This window comes from Protofrankia sp. CiP1_Cm_nod4 (assembly GCF_982290645.1).
The window spans coordinates 60,683-75,871 of record NZ_CEVIVC010000002.1 but is presented as its reverse complement, the minus strand read 5'-3'; the positions used below and the strand labels follow the sequence as shown (position 1 = coordinate 75,871).

The 15,189-nt window shown below is 69.4% G+C and carries 25 protein-coding genes; all 25 read right to left on the bottom strand.

Annotated elements, in window-relative coordinates:
• Positions 1-217: 217 nt before the first annotated feature.
• Positions 218-712: a 50S ribosomal protein L15 gene (rplO, locus tag AC5LSR_RS01270; protein WP_250282610.1), complete on the bottom strand. Its 495-nt coding sequence runs from the start codon at positions 710-712 to the stop codon at positions 218-220.
• The gene (gene rpmD / locus AC5LSR_RS01265) at positions 709-894 is read right to left on the bottom strand and encodes a 50S ribosomal protein L30 (protein ID WP_250282642.1); all 186 of its coding nucleotides are present in this window, start codon (positions 892-894) and stop codon (positions 709-711) included. The genes rplO and rpmD overlap by 4 nt, the downstream gene beginning before the upstream one ends.
• Complete coding sequence (rpsE, locus tag AC5LSR_RS01260; protein ID WP_013875095.1) at positions 894-1,502, bottom strand: 30S ribosomal protein S5; 609 nt, start codon at positions 1,500-1,502, stop codon at positions 894-896. The genes rpmD and rpsE overlap by 1 nt, the downstream gene beginning before the upstream one ends.
• 49 nt (positions 1,503-1,551) lie before the next feature.
• Positions 1,552-1,920: a 50S ribosomal protein L18 gene (rplR, locus tag AC5LSR_RS01255; RefSeq protein WP_250282609.1), complete on the bottom strand. Its 369-nt coding sequence runs from the start codon at positions 1,918-1,920 to the stop codon at positions 1,552-1,554.
• Positions 1,921-1,931: 11 nt separating this feature from the next.
• On the bottom strand, positions 1,932-2,468 hold the full coding sequence (rplF, locus tag AC5LSR_RS01250; protein WP_250282606.1) for a 50S ribosomal protein L6: 537 nt from the start codon (positions 2,466-2,468) through the stop codon (positions 1,932-1,934).
• 11 nt (positions 2,469-2,479) lie between these two features.
• Positions 2,480-2,887, bottom strand: coding sequence for a 30S ribosomal protein S8 (gene rpsH, locus AC5LSR_RS01245; RefSeq protein ID WP_250282604.1), 408 nt, complete (start codon positions 2,885-2,887; stop codon positions 2,480-2,482).
• 196 nt (positions 2,888-3,083) lie between these two features.
• A complete protein-coding gene (locus AC5LSR_RS01240) occupies positions 3,084-3,269 on the bottom strand; it encodes a type Z 30S ribosomal protein S14 (RefSeq protein WP_131748532.1) in 186 nt (61 codons plus the stop codon).
• A gap of 142 nt (positions 3,270-3,411) precedes the next feature.
• The gene (rplE, locus tag AC5LSR_RS01235; protein WP_250282602.1) at positions 3,412-3,981 is read right to left on the bottom strand and encodes a 50S ribosomal protein L5; all 570 of its coding nucleotides are present in this window, start codon (positions 3,979-3,981) and stop codon (positions 3,412-3,414) included.
• 136 nt (positions 3,982-4,117) lie between these two features.
• Positions 4,118-4,444, bottom strand: a complete 327-nt coding sequence (gene rplX / locus AC5LSR_RS01230; protein ID WP_493464369.1) for a 50S ribosomal protein L24 — start codon at positions 4,442-4,444, stop codon at positions 4,118-4,120.
• 2 nt (positions 4,445-4,446) lie between these two features.
• Positions 4,447-4,815: a 50S ribosomal protein L14 gene (gene rplN / locus AC5LSR_RS01225; protein WP_013875102.1), complete on the bottom strand. Its 369-nt coding sequence runs from the start codon at positions 4,813-4,815 to the stop codon at positions 4,447-4,449.
• A 175-nt stretch (positions 4,816-4,990) separates the two neighbouring features.
• Positions 4,991-5,356 carry a 30S ribosomal protein S17 gene (rpsQ, locus tag AC5LSR_RS01220; protein ID WP_493464364.1) on the bottom strand — a complete coding sequence of 122 codons (366 nt, stop codon included), beginning with the start codon at positions 5,354-5,356 and terminating at the stop codon, positions 4,991-4,993.
• Positions 5,353-5,658, bottom strand: a complete 306-nt coding sequence (rpmC, locus tag AC5LSR_RS01215) for a 50S ribosomal protein L29 (RefSeq protein ID WP_250282598.1) — start codon at positions 5,656-5,658, stop codon at positions 5,353-5,355. Before rpmC ends, rpsQ begins: the two co-directional genes overlap by 4 nt.
• The gene (rplP, locus tag AC5LSR_RS01210; RefSeq protein ID WP_250282597.1) at positions 5,658-6,074 is read right to left on the bottom strand and encodes a 50S ribosomal protein L16; all 417 of its coding nucleotides are present in this window, start codon (positions 6,072-6,074) and stop codon (positions 5,658-5,660) included. Before rplP ends, rpmC begins: the two co-directional genes overlap by 1 nt.
• A 4-nt stretch (positions 6,075-6,078) precedes the next feature.
• Positions 6,079-7,008, bottom strand: a complete 930-nt coding sequence (rpsC, locus tag AC5LSR_RS01205; RefSeq protein WP_493464363.1) for a 30S ribosomal protein S3 — start codon at positions 7,006-7,008, stop codon at positions 6,079-6,081.
• Positions 7,008-7,430, bottom strand: coding sequence for a 50S ribosomal protein L22 (rplV, locus tag AC5LSR_RS01200; RefSeq protein WP_250282092.1), 423 nt, complete (start codon positions 7,428-7,430; stop codon positions 7,008-7,010). Before rplV ends, rpsC begins: the two co-directional genes overlap by 1 nt.
• A complete protein-coding gene (gene rpsS / locus AC5LSR_RS01195) occupies positions 7,423-7,704 on the bottom strand; it encodes a 30S ribosomal protein S19 (RefSeq protein WP_239310550.1) in 282 nt (93 codons plus the stop codon). Before rpsS ends, rplV begins: the two co-directional genes overlap by 8 nt.
• A gap of 73 nt (positions 7,705-7,777) precedes the next feature.
• A complete protein-coding gene (gene rplB / locus AC5LSR_RS01190) occupies positions 7,778-8,611 on the bottom strand; it encodes a 50S ribosomal protein L2 (protein ID WP_250282091.1) in 834 nt (277 codons plus the stop codon).
• A gap of 84 nt (positions 8,612-8,695) precedes the next feature.
• Positions 8,696-8,992: a 50S ribosomal protein L23 gene (gene rplW, locus AC5LSR_RS01185; protein ID WP_250282089.1), complete on the bottom strand. Its 297-nt coding sequence runs from the start codon at positions 8,990-8,992 to the stop codon at positions 8,696-8,698.
• Complete coding sequence (gene rplD / locus AC5LSR_RS01180; protein WP_250282088.1) at positions 8,989-9,789, bottom strand: 50S ribosomal protein L4; 801 nt, start codon at positions 9,787-9,789, stop codon at positions 8,989-8,991. The genes rplW and rplD overlap by 4 nt, the downstream gene beginning before the upstream one ends.
• A complete protein-coding gene (gene rplC / locus AC5LSR_RS01175) occupies positions 9,786-10,520 on the bottom strand; it encodes a 50S ribosomal protein L3 (RefSeq protein WP_250282086.1) in 735 nt (244 codons plus the stop codon). The genes rplD and rplC overlap by 4 nt, the downstream gene beginning before the upstream one ends.
• Before the next feature lie 16 nt (positions 10,521-10,536).
• On the bottom strand, positions 10,537-10,845 hold the full coding sequence (rpsJ, locus tag AC5LSR_RS01170) for a 30S ribosomal protein S10 (protein ID WP_013875113.1): 309 nt from the start codon (positions 10,843-10,845) through the stop codon (positions 10,537-10,539).
• Positions 10,846-11,013: 168 nt separating this feature from the next.
• The gene (tuf, locus tag AC5LSR_RS01165; protein WP_131768537.1) at positions 11,014-12,207 is read right to left on the bottom strand and encodes an elongation factor Tu; all 1,194 of its coding nucleotides are present in this window, start codon (positions 12,205-12,207) and stop codon (positions 11,014-11,016) included.
• Between the two features lie 173 nt (positions 12,208-12,380).
• Positions 12,381-14,477, bottom strand: a complete 2,097-nt coding sequence (fusA, locus tag AC5LSR_RS01160; protein WP_250282084.1) for an elongation factor G — start codon at positions 14,475-14,477, stop codon at positions 12,381-12,383.
• A 6-nt stretch (positions 14,478-14,483) separates the two neighbouring features.
• The gene (rpsG, locus tag AC5LSR_RS01155; RefSeq protein WP_250282083.1) at positions 14,484-14,954 is read right to left on the bottom strand and encodes a 30S ribosomal protein S7; all 471 of its coding nucleotides are present in this window, start codon (positions 14,952-14,954) and stop codon (positions 14,484-14,486) included.
• Positions 14,954-15,189: 30S ribosomal protein S12 (gene rpsL, locus AC5LSR_RS01150; protein WP_493468064.1), on the bottom strand; the 236-nt coding region annotated here is incomplete at its 5' end. The genes rpsG and rpsL, both read right to left, overlap by 1 nt.

Below are 15,189 nucleotides of genomic sequence, written 5' to 3'. Positions count from 1 at the left end.
AGGGTAACGGCAGTGCGCCGCCCGAAGCCAGCGGACTCGGGCGACGCGACGGCTCCAGCAGATCCTGGCTGCCCCGCCAGCCGTGGCCGACGGGGCAGCGGGACACCGGAGGGCAGCCCTCCAGCACCTCCGAGGCCCCGGTGGGCCAGGTCGTGTCCGGTGGATCCCTGGCCGGCGCGGGCGGCGCCCGCGCCGGCCGGCACCCACCGGATGTGGCCTAGATCTCGGTGACGCTGCCACCGACAGCGGTGATTTTTTCTTTGGCGGACGCGGAGAAAGCGTGGGCGCTCACACTCAGCGCGATCCCGATCTCTCCGTCGCCGAGCACCTTGACCAGGCTGTTACGACGGACGGCACCGGCCTGGACGAGATCGTCCAGGCCGATCTCCCCCCCGTCGGGGAACAGCTCGGCGAGCGTCGCGACGTTGACGACCTGGTACTCGGTGCGGAAGCGGTTACGGAACCCCTTGAGCTTGGGCACCCGCATGTGCAGCGGCATCTGGCCGCCCTCGAAGCGGGCCGGGACCTGCTTGCGGGCCTTGGAGCCCTTGGTGCCGCGGCCGGCGGTCTTGCCCTTGGAGGCCTCACCACGGCCGACCCGGGTCTTTGCCTTGTGGGCACCCGGCGCGGGCCGCAGGTGGTGGATCTTCAGGCTGGGCTCCCGCCGGGCATCGGCGGTCTCCGGCTCGGTTGTCTTGGTCAGCTCGCTCACGCGTCCACCTCCTCGACCCTGACGAGATGACTCACAGTAGCGATCATCCCGCGCACCTCCGGACGGTCGTCCCGTTCGGTCGTCGCGTTGATCCGGCGCAGGCCGAGGGTCCGCAGCGTCTCACGCTGGTTGCGGGTCCCGCCGATCCCCGAACGGATCTGTGTGATCTTCAGACGGGCCATCACGCACCGGCCCCGACCGTGCGGGCACGCAGCATCGCCGGCGGCGCCACGTCCTCGATGGGCAGGCCACGGCGGGCGGCGATCTCCTCGGGGCGCATCAGGCCCCGCAGCGCCGCGACAGTGGCGTGCACGATGTTGATGGGGTTCGACGAGCCAAGTGACTTCGACAGCACGTCGTGGACGCCCGCGCACTCCAGCACCGCGCGGACCGGGCCGCCGGCGATGACGCCGGTACCCGGGGATGCCGGCTTGAGCAGCACGATCCCCGCGGCGGCCTCGCCCTGGATCGGGTGCGGGATCGTCGAACCGATCCGCGGCACCTTGAAGAAGTGCTTCTTGGCCTCCTCCACGCCCTTGGCGATGGCGGCCGGCACCTCCTTGGCCTTGCCGTAGCCGACACCGACGGTGCCGTCGGCGTCCCCGACCACGACCAGGGCGGTGAAGCTGAACCGCCTACCGCCCTTGACGACCTTCGCCACCCGGTTGATGGCGACCACTCGTTCGACGTACGCGTTCTTGTCCTGGGCCGGACCGCCGCCCTGGCGGTCGCGGCGTTCCCGACGGTCAGAGCCGCCGGAGCCGCCTCCGCGGCGCTGCTGGCCTGGCATCAGTGAATCTCCCTGTTCGTTGAATATCCGCGCGTGCAGGCCCGAGGCATCAGAACTCCAGCCCACCTTCCCGGGCCGCGTCCGCCAGCGCGGCGATCCGCCCGTGGTAGGTCCGCCCGCCGCGGTCGAAGACCACCGCGGTGACGCCGGCCTTGCGGGCGCGCTCGGCGACCAGCTGGCCGACGGCCTTCGCCAGCTCGGTCTTGTCGCCGTCCACGGTACGCAGCGCGAGGTCCAGCGTGGACGCCGAGGCCAGGGTGTGGCCGGCGACGTCGTCGATGACCTGGGCGTAGATGTGGCGGGTCGAGCGGGTGACCACGAGGCGCGGGCGGACGGGCGTGCCCGAGACCTTCTTGCGTATCCGCGCGTGCCGGCGGAACTTCGCCGTACGCCGCTGGGCGCTGACACTGACAGCCATGATCCGTTCCCCTACTTCCCGGACTTGCCGACCTTGCGGCGGACGACCTCGCCCTGGTACCGCACGCCCTTGCCCTTGTACGGGTCGGGCTTGCGCAACCGCCGGATCTTGGCTGCCACCTCGCCGACCTGCTGCTTGTCGATCCCGTGAATGACGAAACGGGTCGGCGTCTGCACCTCGAACCTGATGCCCTCGGGGGCCTTCACCGGGACCGGGTGGCTGAAACCCAGAGCAAACTCCAGATCCGAGCCCCGGGCCTGCACGCGGTAGCCGACACCGACGATCTCAAGCGTCTTGGAGTAGCCGGCGGTGACGCCGGTCACCATGTTCGCCACCAGGGTGCGGGTCAGCCCGTGCAGGGCGCGCGAGCGGCGCTCGTCGTCCGGGCGGGCGACGAGCAACTGCCCGTCCTGCGCGCTGACGGTGATCGGCTCCGCCACCGAGTGGCTGAGCGTGCCCTTCGGGCCCTTGACCACGACCTCCGTGCCGTCGACGGAGACATCCACACCGCTTGGCACCGGAATCGGTAGACGTCCGATACGTGACATCGCGCGACTCCTTACCAGACGTAGGCGAGGACTTCCCCGCCTACTCTGCGCTTGTTCGCCTGCTTGTCGGTCAGCAGGCCCGACGATGTGGAAATGATCGCCACACCGAGCCCACCGAGCACCTTGGGAAGGTTGGTCGCCTTGGCGTAGACCCGCAGGCCCGGCTTGCTGATGCGCTTCACGCCGGCGATGGAGCGCTCCCGGTTCGGGCCGTACTTCAGCTCCACGACGAGGGACGCGCCAACGGTCCCGTCCGGGGGCTCCTCGACGTGCCACCCGGCGATGTAGCCCTCCTGCTGGAGGATCTCGGCGATATGCGTCTTGATCTTGCTGTTCGGCATGACCACTCGATCGTGGTATGCCCGGTTGGCGTTGCGGACACGGGTCAGCATGTCCGCAATCGGGTCTGTCATCGTCATGGGGCTGGAACCTTCCTCGCGACGGTTCCCCGCGGCGCGTAGCCGTGGGGCCTACCGCGAACGGTGGGTGGTGTGCGTCAGCTTCCGTGGCCCGCGCGGCCCGCGTCGGCGCGGCCCGTCAGGTACGACGCCCGGCGGGCTGGACGGCATCCCCGTCACGCCGGCACGACGCGCCGGGGAGCCGTTCCCGCGGGCTCTACCACGAGCTCTTGGTGACCCCGGGAAGCTCGCCGCGGTGCGCCATCTGCCGCAGGCAGACCCGGCAGAGGCCGAACGCGCGGTATACCGACCGCGGACGCCCGCACCGCTGGCAGCGGGTGTAACCCCGCACGCCGAACTTCGGCTTGCGGATCGCCTTCTCAATCAGTGCTTTCTTCGCCATCTGACCTGTTTCCTCCAGGGCCGCCGGCCGTATGAAAAAATCTTCGCACAGCCTTTGGCCGGCACTTCTTCCAGGGCCGCCGGCCGTACGAAAAAATCTTCGCACAGCCTTTGGCCGGTATCTCCTAGCGGAGGGCCGCCGGCTAGCTCTCGCGGAACGGGAAGCCCAGCGCCCGCAGCAGCGCGCGGCTCTCGTCGTCAGTGGTCGCGCTCGTGACGACCGTGATGTCCATCCCGCGGACCCGGTCGATCCGGTCGATGTCGATCTCGTGGAAGATCGACTGCTCGGTGACGCCGAAGGTGTAGTTGCCGGCGCCGTCGAACTGCTTCGGCGAGAGCCCCCGGAAGTCACGGATACGCGGGAGTGCGACCGAGACCAGCCGGTCCAGGAACTCCCACATGCGGTCGCCGCGCAGGGTCACCTTCGCCCCGATGGGCATGCCCTCACGCAGCTTGAACTGCGCGATGGACTTCTTCGCCCGCCGGACGGCCGGCTTCTGGCCGGTGATCGAGGCAAGGTCCCGCAGCGCACCGTCGATGAGCTTGGCATCCCGGGCGGCGTCCCCGACGCCCATGTTGACCACGACCTTGACCACGGTCGGGATCTGCATCACGTTCGCGTACTGGAACTGCTCGCGCAGGCCCGCCGCGATCTCCTCGCGGTACCGCTGCTTCAGCCGCGGCAGCGGACGGGCTTCAGTGGTGGTTGTCATCTCTCGTTTCCTTGCAGCCTCGGCCCAACGGACGGCGATCCCCACCGCGATCCGACAGGAACGCCGTCGGCGGCCACCCGAACGCCACCGACGGCCCCTTCGATCACACCGGCTCCGCTCACACCAGCCATGCCGGCTACAGCTCGGTGCCGGTACGGCGGGAGATCCGCACCTTCGTACCGTCGTCGTTGACGCGGTAGCCGATCCGGGTGGGACGGTTGTCGGAGGGATCCACGATCATGACATTGCTGACGTGGATGGGCGCCTCCTGGGTGATGATCCCCCCGGACTGCGAACCGCGGGCCGAGGTGTCCACCCGGGTGTGCCGGGTGACCCGGTTGGCACCCTCGACGAGCACCTTGTTCTCGGTCGGGAAGGCCCTGATGACCTTCCCCCGCAGGCCCCGGTCCTTACCCGTGATGATCTGGACCGTGTCACCCTTCCTGATCTTCATTCCGGCCACGGTCACAGCACCTCCGGCGCCAGTGAAATGATCTTCATGAACTTCTTGTCACGCAACTCGCGACCAACCGGCCCGAAGATACGCGTGCCTCGGGGATCCCCGCCGTCCTTGATGAGCACGGCGGCGTTCTCGTCGAACCGGATGTAGGAGCCGTCAGGACGACGACGCTCCTTGGTAGTGCGTACGACGACCGCCTTGACCACGTCACCACGCTTGACGCCGGCCCCGGGCAGGGCGTCCTTCACGGTCCCGACGATGATGTCGCCGATGCCGGCATAACGACGCCCCGAACCACCGAGCACGCGGATGCACAGCAACTCCCTGGCACCCGTGTTGTCGGCGACCCGAAGTCGCGACTCCTGCTGGATCACTTCCCGCTCCCGAACTGCGTCGGCGCCCGCCTGCCGGCGGCCGGCTCGCTGGACCTACTGTGCGGCCCGCGGCGACACGCCGGACTCGTCGCGTCGCCGTCGGGCCATCTATCCGTCGCCTGCCACTGCCCGGGCGACGCGCCAGCCATCGTCGCGTCGCCGTCAGCGGGTCGACCTATTTGGCTTTCTCCAGAATTTCCACCACGCGCCAGCGCTTCGTCGCCGACAGCGGCCGGGTCTCCATGAGCAGGACCCGGTCGCCGACGCCGCTGGTGCTGTTCTCGTCGTGTGCCTTGATCTTCTTGGTGCGCCTGATCGTCTTACCGTAGAGCGGGTGCTGCACCCGGTCCTCGACGGCGACGACCACGGTCTTGGTCATCTTGTCGCTGACCACCAGGCCCTCGCGGACCTTGCGGAAACCGCGGCCGGCCTCCGCCGCCGGCGCGTCGTGCCCCGCGCCCGTCGCCGCGCCGTCCGTCGCCGCGCCGTCCGTTGCCGGGGTGTCCGTTGTCGGGGTGTCGTCCGTTGTCATCCCACTCACGCCCGTTCCGCCTGGGTAGCCGTCTGTGCCTGCTCGGCCTGCGCCTGGTCAGTGTCAGCCGCGACCGCCACGCCGGTTCCCACCAGCTCCGGGTCCTCGGAAAGACCCAGCTCGCGCTCGCGCAGCACCGTGTAGATACGCGCGATGTCACGCCGGACGACCCGCAGCCGGTGGTTGCTGCTGAGCTGGCCGGTCGCGGCCTGGAAACGGAGGTTGAACAGCTCCTCCTTGGCCTCCCGCAGCTTGTCCCCCAGATCCTGCCGGGACAGTGCCCGCAGCTCGTCCGCGGTCGCGGTCGCCATCACGCACCTCCCTCACGGGTGACGAAGCGGCACTTCATCGGCAGCTTGTGGATGGCGCGCCGCATCGCCTCGCGGGCCACCGGCTCGGCGACACCGGACAGCTCGAACAGCACACGCCCGGGCTTGACGTTGGAGACCCACCACTCGGGCGAGCCCTTGCCGGAGCCCATCCGGGTCTCGGCCGGCTTCTTCGTCAGCGGACGGTCCGGGTAGATGTTGATCCAGACCTTGCCGCCACGACGGATGTGACGGGTCATCGCGATACGCGCCGACTCGATCTGCCGGTTCGTCACGTAGGCCGGCTCGAGCGCCTGGATGCCGAACTCGCCGAACGCGAGCCTGGTCCCGCCCTTGGCCGCGCCGTCACGGCTAGGGTGATGCTGCTTGCGGTGTGCGACCTTACGAGGAATCAGCATCGTTCTAGCCCTCCGTCTCCTGGGTGGCCGCGCCAGCGGCAGGCCCGGCGGTGTCGGCCGGAGACGCGGCCGGTGCCGTGGAGGCCGTGGCCTCGGAGCTCGCCGGTGCCGACGTGGCCTCGGCCGCGCCGCCCGCGCCAGCGCCGCCGCCGCCGCCGCGGCCACGGCGCTCGCCCTGGCGGGCCGCCGCCCGGCCGGCGTCGGTGCCACCGGTGGTGGTACCGGACGAGCCCGACCGCGGCCCGCGGCGCGGACGCTCCCGGCGGTGCTGCCGCTGCAGCGCCTCCTGGGCCTCCCGCTCCGCCCGGCTCTGCACGACGTCACCCTTGTAGATCCAGACCTTCACGCCGATGCGCCCGAAGGTGGTCCGGGCCTCGTAGAACCCGTAGTCGATGTTGGCGCGCAGCGTGTGCAGCGGCACCCGGCCCTCACGGTAGAACTCCGAGCGGCTCATCTCGGCGCCGCCGAGGCGTCCCGAGCACTGCACCCGGATGCCCTTGGCGCCGCCCTTCATCGCCGACTGCATGGCCTTGCGCATCGCCCGCCGGAAACTGACCCGGCTGGAGAGCTGCTCGGCCACGCCCTGCGCGACGAGCTGGGCGTCCACCTCGGGGTTCTTCACCTCGAGGATGTTGAGCTGGACCTGCTTGCCGGTCAGCTTCTCCAGGTCACCACGGATGCGGTCGGCCTCGGCGCCACGGCGTCCGATGACGATCCCCGGACGGGCGGTGTGGATGTCCACCCGCAGCCGGCCCTGGGTGCGCTCGATGTCGACCCGGCTGATACCCGCGCGCTCCATGCCCCGGGACATCATCTTCCGGATCTTCACGTCCTCGCCGACATACGCCTTGTACTGCTTGTCGGCGTACCAGCGGGAGGTGAACTCCGAGGTGATACCCAGCCGGAACCCGTGCGGGTTGACTTTCTGACCCACTACCGGGTCCTCCCTGTGCTCTTCGCGCCGCGGGTTCCCGCGACCGGCGGCCGGCTCTCCACGACAACCGTGATGTGGCTGGTCCGCTTGCGGATCCGGTAGGCACGGCCCTGGGCCCGCGGCCGGATACGCTTGAGGGTCGGGCCCTCGTCGACGAAGGCCTCACCGACCCAGAGCGTGGCCGGGTCGAGGCCGTGGTTGTGCTCGGCGTTGGCCACCGCGCTCGCGACCACCTTGTAGACGTCCTCGCTGGCCGCCTGCGGGGCGAACCGGAGGATGTCGAGGGCTTCGCGGGCCGAGCGGCCACGCACCAGGTCGATGACCCGACGGGCCTTCGTCGGCGACACCCGGACGTAACGGGCCGACGCGCGGGCGCCCGCCAGCCCGGAACGGGTCACCCCGTCGACAAGAGCGTCAGCCACGGCGTGACCTCCGGTCCTCCTTGACATGGCCACGGAAGGTCCGCGTCGGCGCGAACTCGCCGAGCTTGTGGCCGACCATTCCCTCGGTGATGAACACCGGGACGTGCTTGCGACCGTCGTGCACGGCGATCGTGTGACCGAGCATGTCCGGGATCACCGTCGAACGTCGCGACCAGGTCTTGATGACGTTCTTCGTGCCCTTGGCGTTCTGCACGTCCACCTTCTTGAGCAGGTGGTCGTCGACGAACGGGCCCTTCTTCAGACTGCGTGGCATGGCGTGTGTCTCCTCCTTCCCGCTCAGAATCGGTGGTCGGACGTTGGGTGCCGCCGGGTGTGCGCCATCGTGATCACCGCCGCCTGTTCTGCTTCCGACGACGGACGATCAGCGCGTCGCTCGCCTTTCGGGTCCTGCGGGTGCGCCCCTCCGGACGGCCCTTCGGGTTCACCGGGTGGCGGCCACCGGAGGTCTTGCCCTCACCACCACCGTGCGGGTGGTCGACCGGGTTCATCGCCACGCCGCGGACGGTGGGGCGACGGCCCTTCCAGCGCATCCGGCCGGCCTTGCCCCAGTTGATGTTGCTCTGCTCGGCGTTGCCGACCTCCCCGACCGTGGCCCGGCAGCGGACGTCGACGTTGCGGATCTCCCCGGACGGCATCCGCAGCTGGGCGAAGGGACCGTCCTTGGCGACCAGCTGGACGCTCGCCCCCGCACTGCGCGCGATCTTCGCGCCGCCACCGGGACGCAGCTCGATGGCGTGCACCACGGTGCCGGTGGGGATGTTGCGCAGCGGGAGGGCGTTGCCGGGCTTGATGTCGGCGGTCGGGCCCGAGGCGACCACGTCACCCTGCCGGAGCTTCACCGGGGCGAGGATGTAGCGCTTCTCCCCGTCGGCATAGTGCAGCAGGGCGATCCGGGCGGTGCGGTTCGGGTCGTACTCGATGTGGGCGACCTTGGCCGGCACGCCGTCCTTGTCCCGCCGGAAGTCGATCAGACGGTAGGCGCGCTTGTGGCCACCGCCCTGGTGCCGGGTGGTAATGCGCCCGTGGACGTTGCGGCCGCCCTTGGAGTGCAGCGGGCGGACCAGCGACTTCTCCGGGTGGTCACGAGTGATCTCGACGAAGTCGGACACGCTCGCACCGCGGCGCCCCGGCGTCGTCGGCTTGTACCTACGAATCCCCATCGTCACCCACCGTGTCCTCGTCCCCGCGGGCCAGGCCCGGTGAGGCCCTGGCCGCGGACGGCTGCGTACTCGTCGGTCTGCATGTCACGCACCGGGACCCCCGAAGATCTCGATGGAGTCCCCCGGCGCCAGCGCGACCATGGCCCGCTTGGTGGACTTGCGCTGCCCCCAGCCGGTGCGGGTGCGCTTGCGCTTGCCCACCCGGTTGCTGGTGTTGACGCTGAGGACCCGGACGTTGAATATCCGCTGGACCGCGATCTTGATCTCGGTCTTGTTCGCGTCCGGGCGGACGATGAAGGTGTAGACGTTCTCGTCCAGCAGGCCGTAGCTCTTCTCGGAGACGACCGGCTTGATGATCACGTCACGCGGGTCGGCACTCACTTGGTCTCCTCCTCGGCTACCGCGTCCTCGGCTGCCGCGTCCGCGTCGGCACCGGCCGGTGCCGACGGCTCGTCGGAAGCGGTCCGCGCACCGCGGGAGACCGGCGTCAGCGCCCGGTCCACGAACGTGGCCAGTGCGCCGCGGGTGAACACCACGTCGTCGCTGACCAGCACGTCGTAGGTGTTGAGCTGGCCGGGGTCGAGCAGGTGCACGCTGGGGAGGTTGCGCAGGCTCTTCCAGGTGCGCTCGTCGGCGTGGTCGACCACCACCAGCACCCGCCGGACGTCCGCGATCGTCCGCAGCGCGACGCGCGCGGCCTTCGTCGACGGCGCGTCACCGCTGACGAACGATGACACGACGTGCACCCGGCCGCCGCGCGCCCGGTCGGACAGGGCCCCGCGCAACGCGGCGGCCTTCATCTTCTTCGGCGTCCGCTGGTCGTAGGAACGCGGCTTGGGGCCGTGCACGACGCCACCGCCGGTGAACTGCGGGGCGCGCAGCGAGCCCTGCCGGGCCCGGCCGGTGCCCTTCTGCCGGTACGGCTTGCGCCCACCGCCGCGGACCTCGCCGCGGGTGCGGGTGGAGTGGGTCCCCTGCCGGGCCGCGGCGAGCTGCGCCACCACCACCTGGTGGATGAGCGGCACGTTCAGCGGCACGTCGAAGATCTCACCCGGCAGGTCGACGCTGCCGCCCTCGCCACCGGCGGGGGCGTGCACGACGACCGTGCGGGTCTGTGGCAGCGCGCTCCGCTCGTCGTCGGCGGCCCGTGACCGCCGGCGCGCCGTCACTGCGCTCATGCCGATACCTCCTCGCTGGACGTCGCGGCGTCACCGGTGGCGGATGCCGCGGCCGGCTCGGCGACGGGCTCGAAGTCCGCCGGCGCGGGCCGCTTGGCCGCGCTGCGGACGAGCACCAGGCCGCCGTCCGGGCCGGGAACCGCGCCCTTGATCAGCAGGAAGCCGCGCTCGGTGTCGACGGCATGGATGGTCAGGCCGGCGATGGTGACCCGCTCGTGCCCCATCCGCCCGGCCATCCGCAGGCCCTTGAAGACGCGGCCGGGGGTGGCGCACCCGCCGACCGAGCCGGGCGAGCGGTGCTTGCGCTCGACGCCGTGGCCGGCGCCGAGGCCCTTGAAGCCGTGCCGCTTCATCACACCGGCGAAGCCCTTGCCCTTGGACGTGCCGGTCACGTCCACGATGCCGCCCGCGGAGAAGATCTCACCGGTCAGTTCCTGGCCGGGGCGGTAGTTGGTGGCGTCCGCGGTGCGCAGCTCCACCAGATGCCGCCGCGGCGGGACCCCGGCGCGCGCGAAGTGACCGCGCAGCGGCTGGGTCACCCGGCGGGAGTCGATCTCGCCGTAGCCGAGCTGGACCGCCGAGTAGCCGTCCCGGTCGGATGTCCTGACCTGCGTCACCACGTTCGGCCCGGCCTTGACGACCGTGACCGGGACGACGCGGTTGTTCGCGTCCCATACCTGGGTCATCCCGAGCTTGGTGCCCAGGAGCCCCCTGTAGTTGCGATTGAGCATGACTGCGCCGGCCCCTTTAAAGCTTGATCTCGATGTCGACACCGGCGGGAAGGTCGAGGCGCATCAGCGAGTCGACCGTCTTCGGTGTCGGGTCAAGAATGTCGATCAGCCGCTTGTGCGTACGCATCTCGAAGTGCTCGCGGCTGTCCTTGTACTTGTGCGGCGACCGGATCACGCAGTAGACGTTCTTCTCCGTCGGCAGCGGCACCGGTCCCGCGACCTGCGCACCAGTCCGCGTCACCGTCTCGACGATCTTGCGGGCCGAGCTGTCGATGATCTCGTGGTCGTAGGCCTTGAGCCGGATGCGGATCTTCTGTGCCGCCATGGTGGGCTTCGCCTGTCCTGTCTGTCTCGTCCGGCTGGCAGGCCCCACAGGGTCCGTTCCTTCGCCGGAGCTGCCGCCGGATGTACCGCTTGTTGTCAGGTGCGTGCACCGTGCAAGCGGCGGGCCGTATGCCCTGGATGAGGCATAGTGGGCCCGCCGCCGCGGTGGCTACTTCAGGATCTTGGTGACGCGACCGGCACCGACGGTACGACCGCCCTCGCGGATGGCGAACCGCAGGCCTTCCTCCATGGCGATCGGCTGGATGAGCTCGACCGTCATCTCCGTGTTGTCGCCCGGCATGACCATCTCGGTGCCCTCGGGGAGGGTCACCACACCGGTCACGTCGGTGGTACGGAAGTAGAACTGCGGGCGGTAGTTGTTGAAGAATGGAGTGTGACGACCACCCTCGTCCTTGCTGAGGATGTAGACCTGAGCCTCGAAGTTGGTGTGCGGCGTGATCGACTTCGGCTTGGTGACGACCTGGCCGCGCTCGACGTCCTCGCGCTTCACACCGCGCAGGAGCAGGCCGACGTTGTCGCCGGCACGCCCCTCGTCAAGCAGCTTGCGGAACATCTCCACGCCGGTGACGGTCGTCGTGGTGACGTCCGGCCGGATGCCGACGATCTCGACCGTCTCGCTGACCTTGACCACACCGCGCTCCACACGACCAGTGACGACCGTGCCACGACCGGTGATCGTGAAGACGTCCTCGATCGGCATGAGGAAGGGCTTGTCGATGTCACGCTCGGGCTCCGGGATGGAGTCGTCGACAGCCTGCATGAGCTCGAGGAGCTTGGCTCCCCACTCCTTGTCGCCCTCCAGCGCCTTGAGCGCCGAGACCCGCACCACCGGCACGTCGTCGCCGGGGAACTCGTACGAGCTCAGCAGCTCCCGGACCTCCAGCTCGACGAGCTCGAGGATCTCCTCGTCGTCGACCATGTCGGCCTTGTTCAGCGCCACGACGATGTAGGGCACGCCGACCTGGCGGGCGAGCAGCACGTGCTCCTTGGTCTGCGGCATCGGGCCGTCGGTCGCCGAGACGACGAGGATCGCGCCGTCCATCTGCGCCGCGCCGGTAATCATGTTCTTGATGTAGTCGGCGTGGCCGGGGCAGTCGACGTGAGCGTAGTGCCGGTTGTCGGTCTGGTACTCGACGTGGGCGATCGAGATCGTGATGCCGCGGGCCTTCTCCTCCGGCGCCTTGTCGATCTGGTCGAACGGCGTGAAGGGGTTCAGGTCCGGGTGCGCGTCGTGCAGGACCTTGGTGATGGCCGCGGTCAGCGTGGTCTTGCCGTGGTCGATGTGACCGATGGTCCCGATGTTGACATGCGGCTTGTTCCGCTCGAACTTCTGCTTCGCCACGGGTGTCCCTCCAAGGACGGGTGGTGTCGTGCCGTGCTGGTGGTCCTGGGACCGCCGGCGGCGCGGGAGAAGGGATCGCGCCGCCTGCCGGCCACTTGTAGCCTGCTAATGATCAATAGTGGCGCCGGGCCCGTGAGTGGCCCCCGGACGGGGCCGCCGCGCCCGGCCACCGGTCACTCCCCGCGCGCCTTCGCGATGATCTCCTTCGCGACTCCCGCCGGAACCTCGGCGTAGGAGTCGAACTGCATCGAGTAGACGGCCCGTCCCGAGGTCTTCGAGCGCAGGTCCCCGACGTAGCCGAACATCTCCGACAGCGGGACGATCGCCTTGACGATGCGCGCGCCGGACCGTTCGTCCATCGCCTGGATCTGCCCGCGCCGCGAGTTCAGGTCGCCGATCACGTCACCCATGTAGTCCTCGGGGGTGGTGACCTCGACCGCCATCATCGGTTCGAGCAGCACCGGGTCGGCCCGCCGCGCCGCCTCCTTGAACGCCATCGAACCGGCGATCTTGAAAGCGAGCTCGGACGAGTCGACGTCGTGGTACTGGCCGTCGAGCAGGGTGACCTTTACGTCGACGAGGGGGTAGCCGGCGAGCACGCCGAACTCCATCGCCTCCTGGCAGCCGGCGTCGACCGAGGGGATGTACTCACGCGGGATGCGGCCACCGGTGACCTTGTTCTCGAACTCGTAGCCGCCGCCGTCGCCGCCGGAGGGCTCGAGATCGATGATCACGCGGGCGTACTGCCCGGAGCCACCGGTCTGCTTCTTGTGCGTGTAGTCGACCTTCTCGACCTTGCGCCGGATGGTCTCCCGGTAGGCGACCTGCGGCTTGCCGACGTTGGCGGCGACACCGAACTCGCGGCGCATCCGGTCGACGAGCACGTCCAGGTGCAGCTCGCCCATGCCGGCGATGATCGTCTGCCCGGTCTCGTCGTCGGTGCGGACCTGGAAGGTCGGGTCCTCCTCGGCCAGCCGGCCGATGGCCGTGCCCAGCTTCTGCTGGTCGGCCTTGGTCTTCGGCTCGATCGCGACGCTGATGACCGGCGCCGGGAAGGTCATCGACTCCAGGATGACCGGAGCGTTCGGGTCACACAGCGTGTCACCGGTCGTGGTGTTCTTCAGACCGACGACCGCGACGATCTGGCCCGCGCCGACGCCCTCGCGGTCCTCCCGGTGGTTGGCGTGCATCTGGAGGATGCGGCCGATGCGCTCCTTGCGGTCCTTGGTGGAGTTCAGCACCGGGGAGCCCGAGGTGAGCCGGCCGGAGTAGACCCGGATGTAGGTCAGCTTCCCGACGTAGGGGTCAGTCATGATCTTGAAGGCGAGTGCGGCGAACGGCTCGCTCTCGTCCGGCTCACGGGAGACCTCGGTGTCCTCCCGGCCGATGGCGTGACCGACCGTGACACCGATGTCCAGCGGGCTCGGGAGGAAGTCGACGACGGCGTCGAGCATGGGCTGCACGCCCTTGTTCTTGAACGCCGACCCACACAGCACCGGGTTGAGCGAACCGGCCAGCGTGCCCCGGCGCAGCGCCGCCCGCAGCTGCTCCTCGGTCGGTTCCTCGCCCTCGAGGTAGAGCTCCATCAGGGCGTCGTCGTTCTCGGCGACGGTCTCGATGAGCTTGTCCCGCCACTCCTGCGCGGCCTCCAGGTGGTCACGCGGGATGTCGACGGTCTCGTAGGAGGCGCCCTTGTCCTCGGTGTGCCAGAGCAGGCCCTTCATCTGGATCAGGTCGATGACGCCCTTGAAGTCGGCCTCGACGCCCCAGGGCAGCTGGATGACGGCCGGGGTCGCGGCGAGCCGGTCGACCATCATCTCCACGCACCGGTGGAACTCCGCGCCGACCCGGTCCATCTTGTTGACGAACGCGATCCGCGGGACGTTGTAACGGTCGGCCTGGCGCCAGACGGTCTCGCTCTGCGGCTCCACACCGGCCACGGCGTCGAAGACGGCGACCGCACCGTCGAGCACCCGCAGCGACCGCTCCACCTCGACGGTGAAGTCGACGTGCCCCGGAGTGTCGATGATGTTGATGGTGTGGCCGCGCCAGGTACAGGTGGTGGCGGCGGAGGTGATGGTGATCCCCCGCTCCTGCTCCTGCTCCATCCAGTCCATCGTGGCGCCGCCGTCGTGGACTTCACCGATCTTGTAGTTGACGCCGGTGTAGAACAGGATCCGCTCGGTGGTCGTGGTCTTGCCCGCGTCGATGTGGGCCATGATCCCGATGTTGCGGGTCGCGGCCAGCGCGGCACGTACGTCAGCAGACATTGTTGGTTACCAGCGGTAGTGGGCGAAGGCTCGGTTGGACTCCGCCATCTTGTGGGTGTCCTCGCGCCGCTTCACGCTCGCGCCGAGACCGTTACTGGCGTCGATCAGCTCGTTCATGAGGCGCTCGGTCATGGTCTTCTCGCGGCGCTGCCGGGCGTAGCCGACCAGCCAACGCAGCGCGAGGGTGGTGCTCCGGCTCGTGCGCACCTCGACCGGTACCTGGTAGGTGGCGCCACCGACCCGGCGGCTGCGCACCTCCAGCGTCGGCTTGACGTTGTCGAGAGCGCGCTTGAGCGTGACCACGGGGTCGTTGCCGGTCTTCTCCCGAGCGCCCTCGAGCGCCCCGTAGACGATCCGTTCGGCCAGCGACTTCTTACCGCTGAGCAGAACCTTGTTGACCAGCGCTGTCACCAGCGGTGAGCCGTAGACCGGATCGACGACGACGACGTGCTTGGGAGCCGGGCCCTTGCGTGGCATCAGGCCTTCTCCTTCTTTGCTCCGTACTTGCTGCGCGCCTGCTTGCGGTTGCGGACACCCTGCGTGTCCAGCGTCCCGCGAACGATCTTGTAGCGGACGCCCGGAAGGTCCTTCACCCGGCCGCCGCGCACCAGGACGATCGAGTGCTCCTGCAGGTTGTGCCCCACCCCCGGGATGTAGGCGGTGACCTCTATCCCGCTGTGGAGCCGGACCCGGGCGACCTTGCGCAGCGCCG

Coding starts and splice junctions, on each gene's coding strand:
- rplC (WP_250282086.1), bottom strand. CDS start 10,520: ATGCTCAATCGCAACTACAGGGGGCTCCTGGGCACCAAGCTCGGGATG.
- rpsG (WP_250282083.1), bottom strand. CDS start 14,954: ATGCCACGCAAGGGCCCGGCTCCCAAGCACGTCGTCGTCGTCGATCCG.
- rplR (WP_250282609.1), bottom strand. CDS start 1,920: ATGGCTGTCAGTGTCAGCGCCCAGCGGCGTACGGCGAAGTTCCGCCGG.
- rplF (WP_250282606.1), bottom strand. CDS start 2,468: ATGTCACGTATCGGACGTCTACCGATTCCGGTGCCAAGCGGTGTGGAT.
- rplP (WP_250282597.1), bottom strand. CDS start 6,074: ATGCTGATTCCTCGTAAGGTCGCACACCGCAAGCAGCATCACCCTAGC.
- rplB (WP_250282091.1), bottom strand. CDS start 8,611: ATGGGGATTCGTAGGTACAAGCCGACGACGCCGGGGCGCCGCGGTGCG.
- rpsE (WP_013875095.1), bottom strand. CDS start 1,502: ATGCCAGGCCAGCAGCGCCGCGGAGGCGGCTCCGGCGGCTCTGACCGT.
- rpsS (WP_239310550.1), bottom strand. CDS start 7,704: ATGCCACGCAGTCTGAAGAAGGGCCCGTTCGTCGACGACCACCTGCTC.
- rpsJ (WP_013875113.1), bottom strand. CDS start 10,845: ATGGCGGCACAGAAGATCCGCATCCGGCTCAAGGCCTACGACCACGAG.
- rpmD (WP_250282642.1), bottom strand. CDS start 894: ATGGCCCGTCTGAAGATCACACAGATCCGTTCGGGGATCGGCGGGACC.
- rplE (WP_250282602.1), bottom strand. CDS start 3,981: ATGACAACCACCACTGAAGCCCGTCCGCTGCCGCGGCTGAAGCAGCGG.
- rplD (WP_250282088.1), bottom strand. CDS start 9,789: ATGAGCGCAGTGACGGCGCGCCGGCGGTCACGGGCCGCCGACGACGAG.
- rpmC (WP_250282598.1), bottom strand. CDS start 5,658: ATGGCGACCGCGACCGCGGACGAGCTGCGGGCACTGTCCCGGCAGGAT.
- rpsH (WP_250282604.1), bottom strand. CDS start 2,887: ATGACGATGACAGACCCGATTGCGGACATGCTGACCCGTGTCCGCAAC.
- fusA (WP_250282084.1), bottom strand. CDS start 14,477: ATGTCTGCTGACGTACGTGCCGCGCTGGCCGCGACCCGCAACATCGGG.
- AC5LSR_RS01240 (WP_131748532.1), bottom strand. CDS start 3,269: ATGGCGAAGAAAGCACTGATTGAGAAGGCGATCCGCAAGCCGAAGTTC.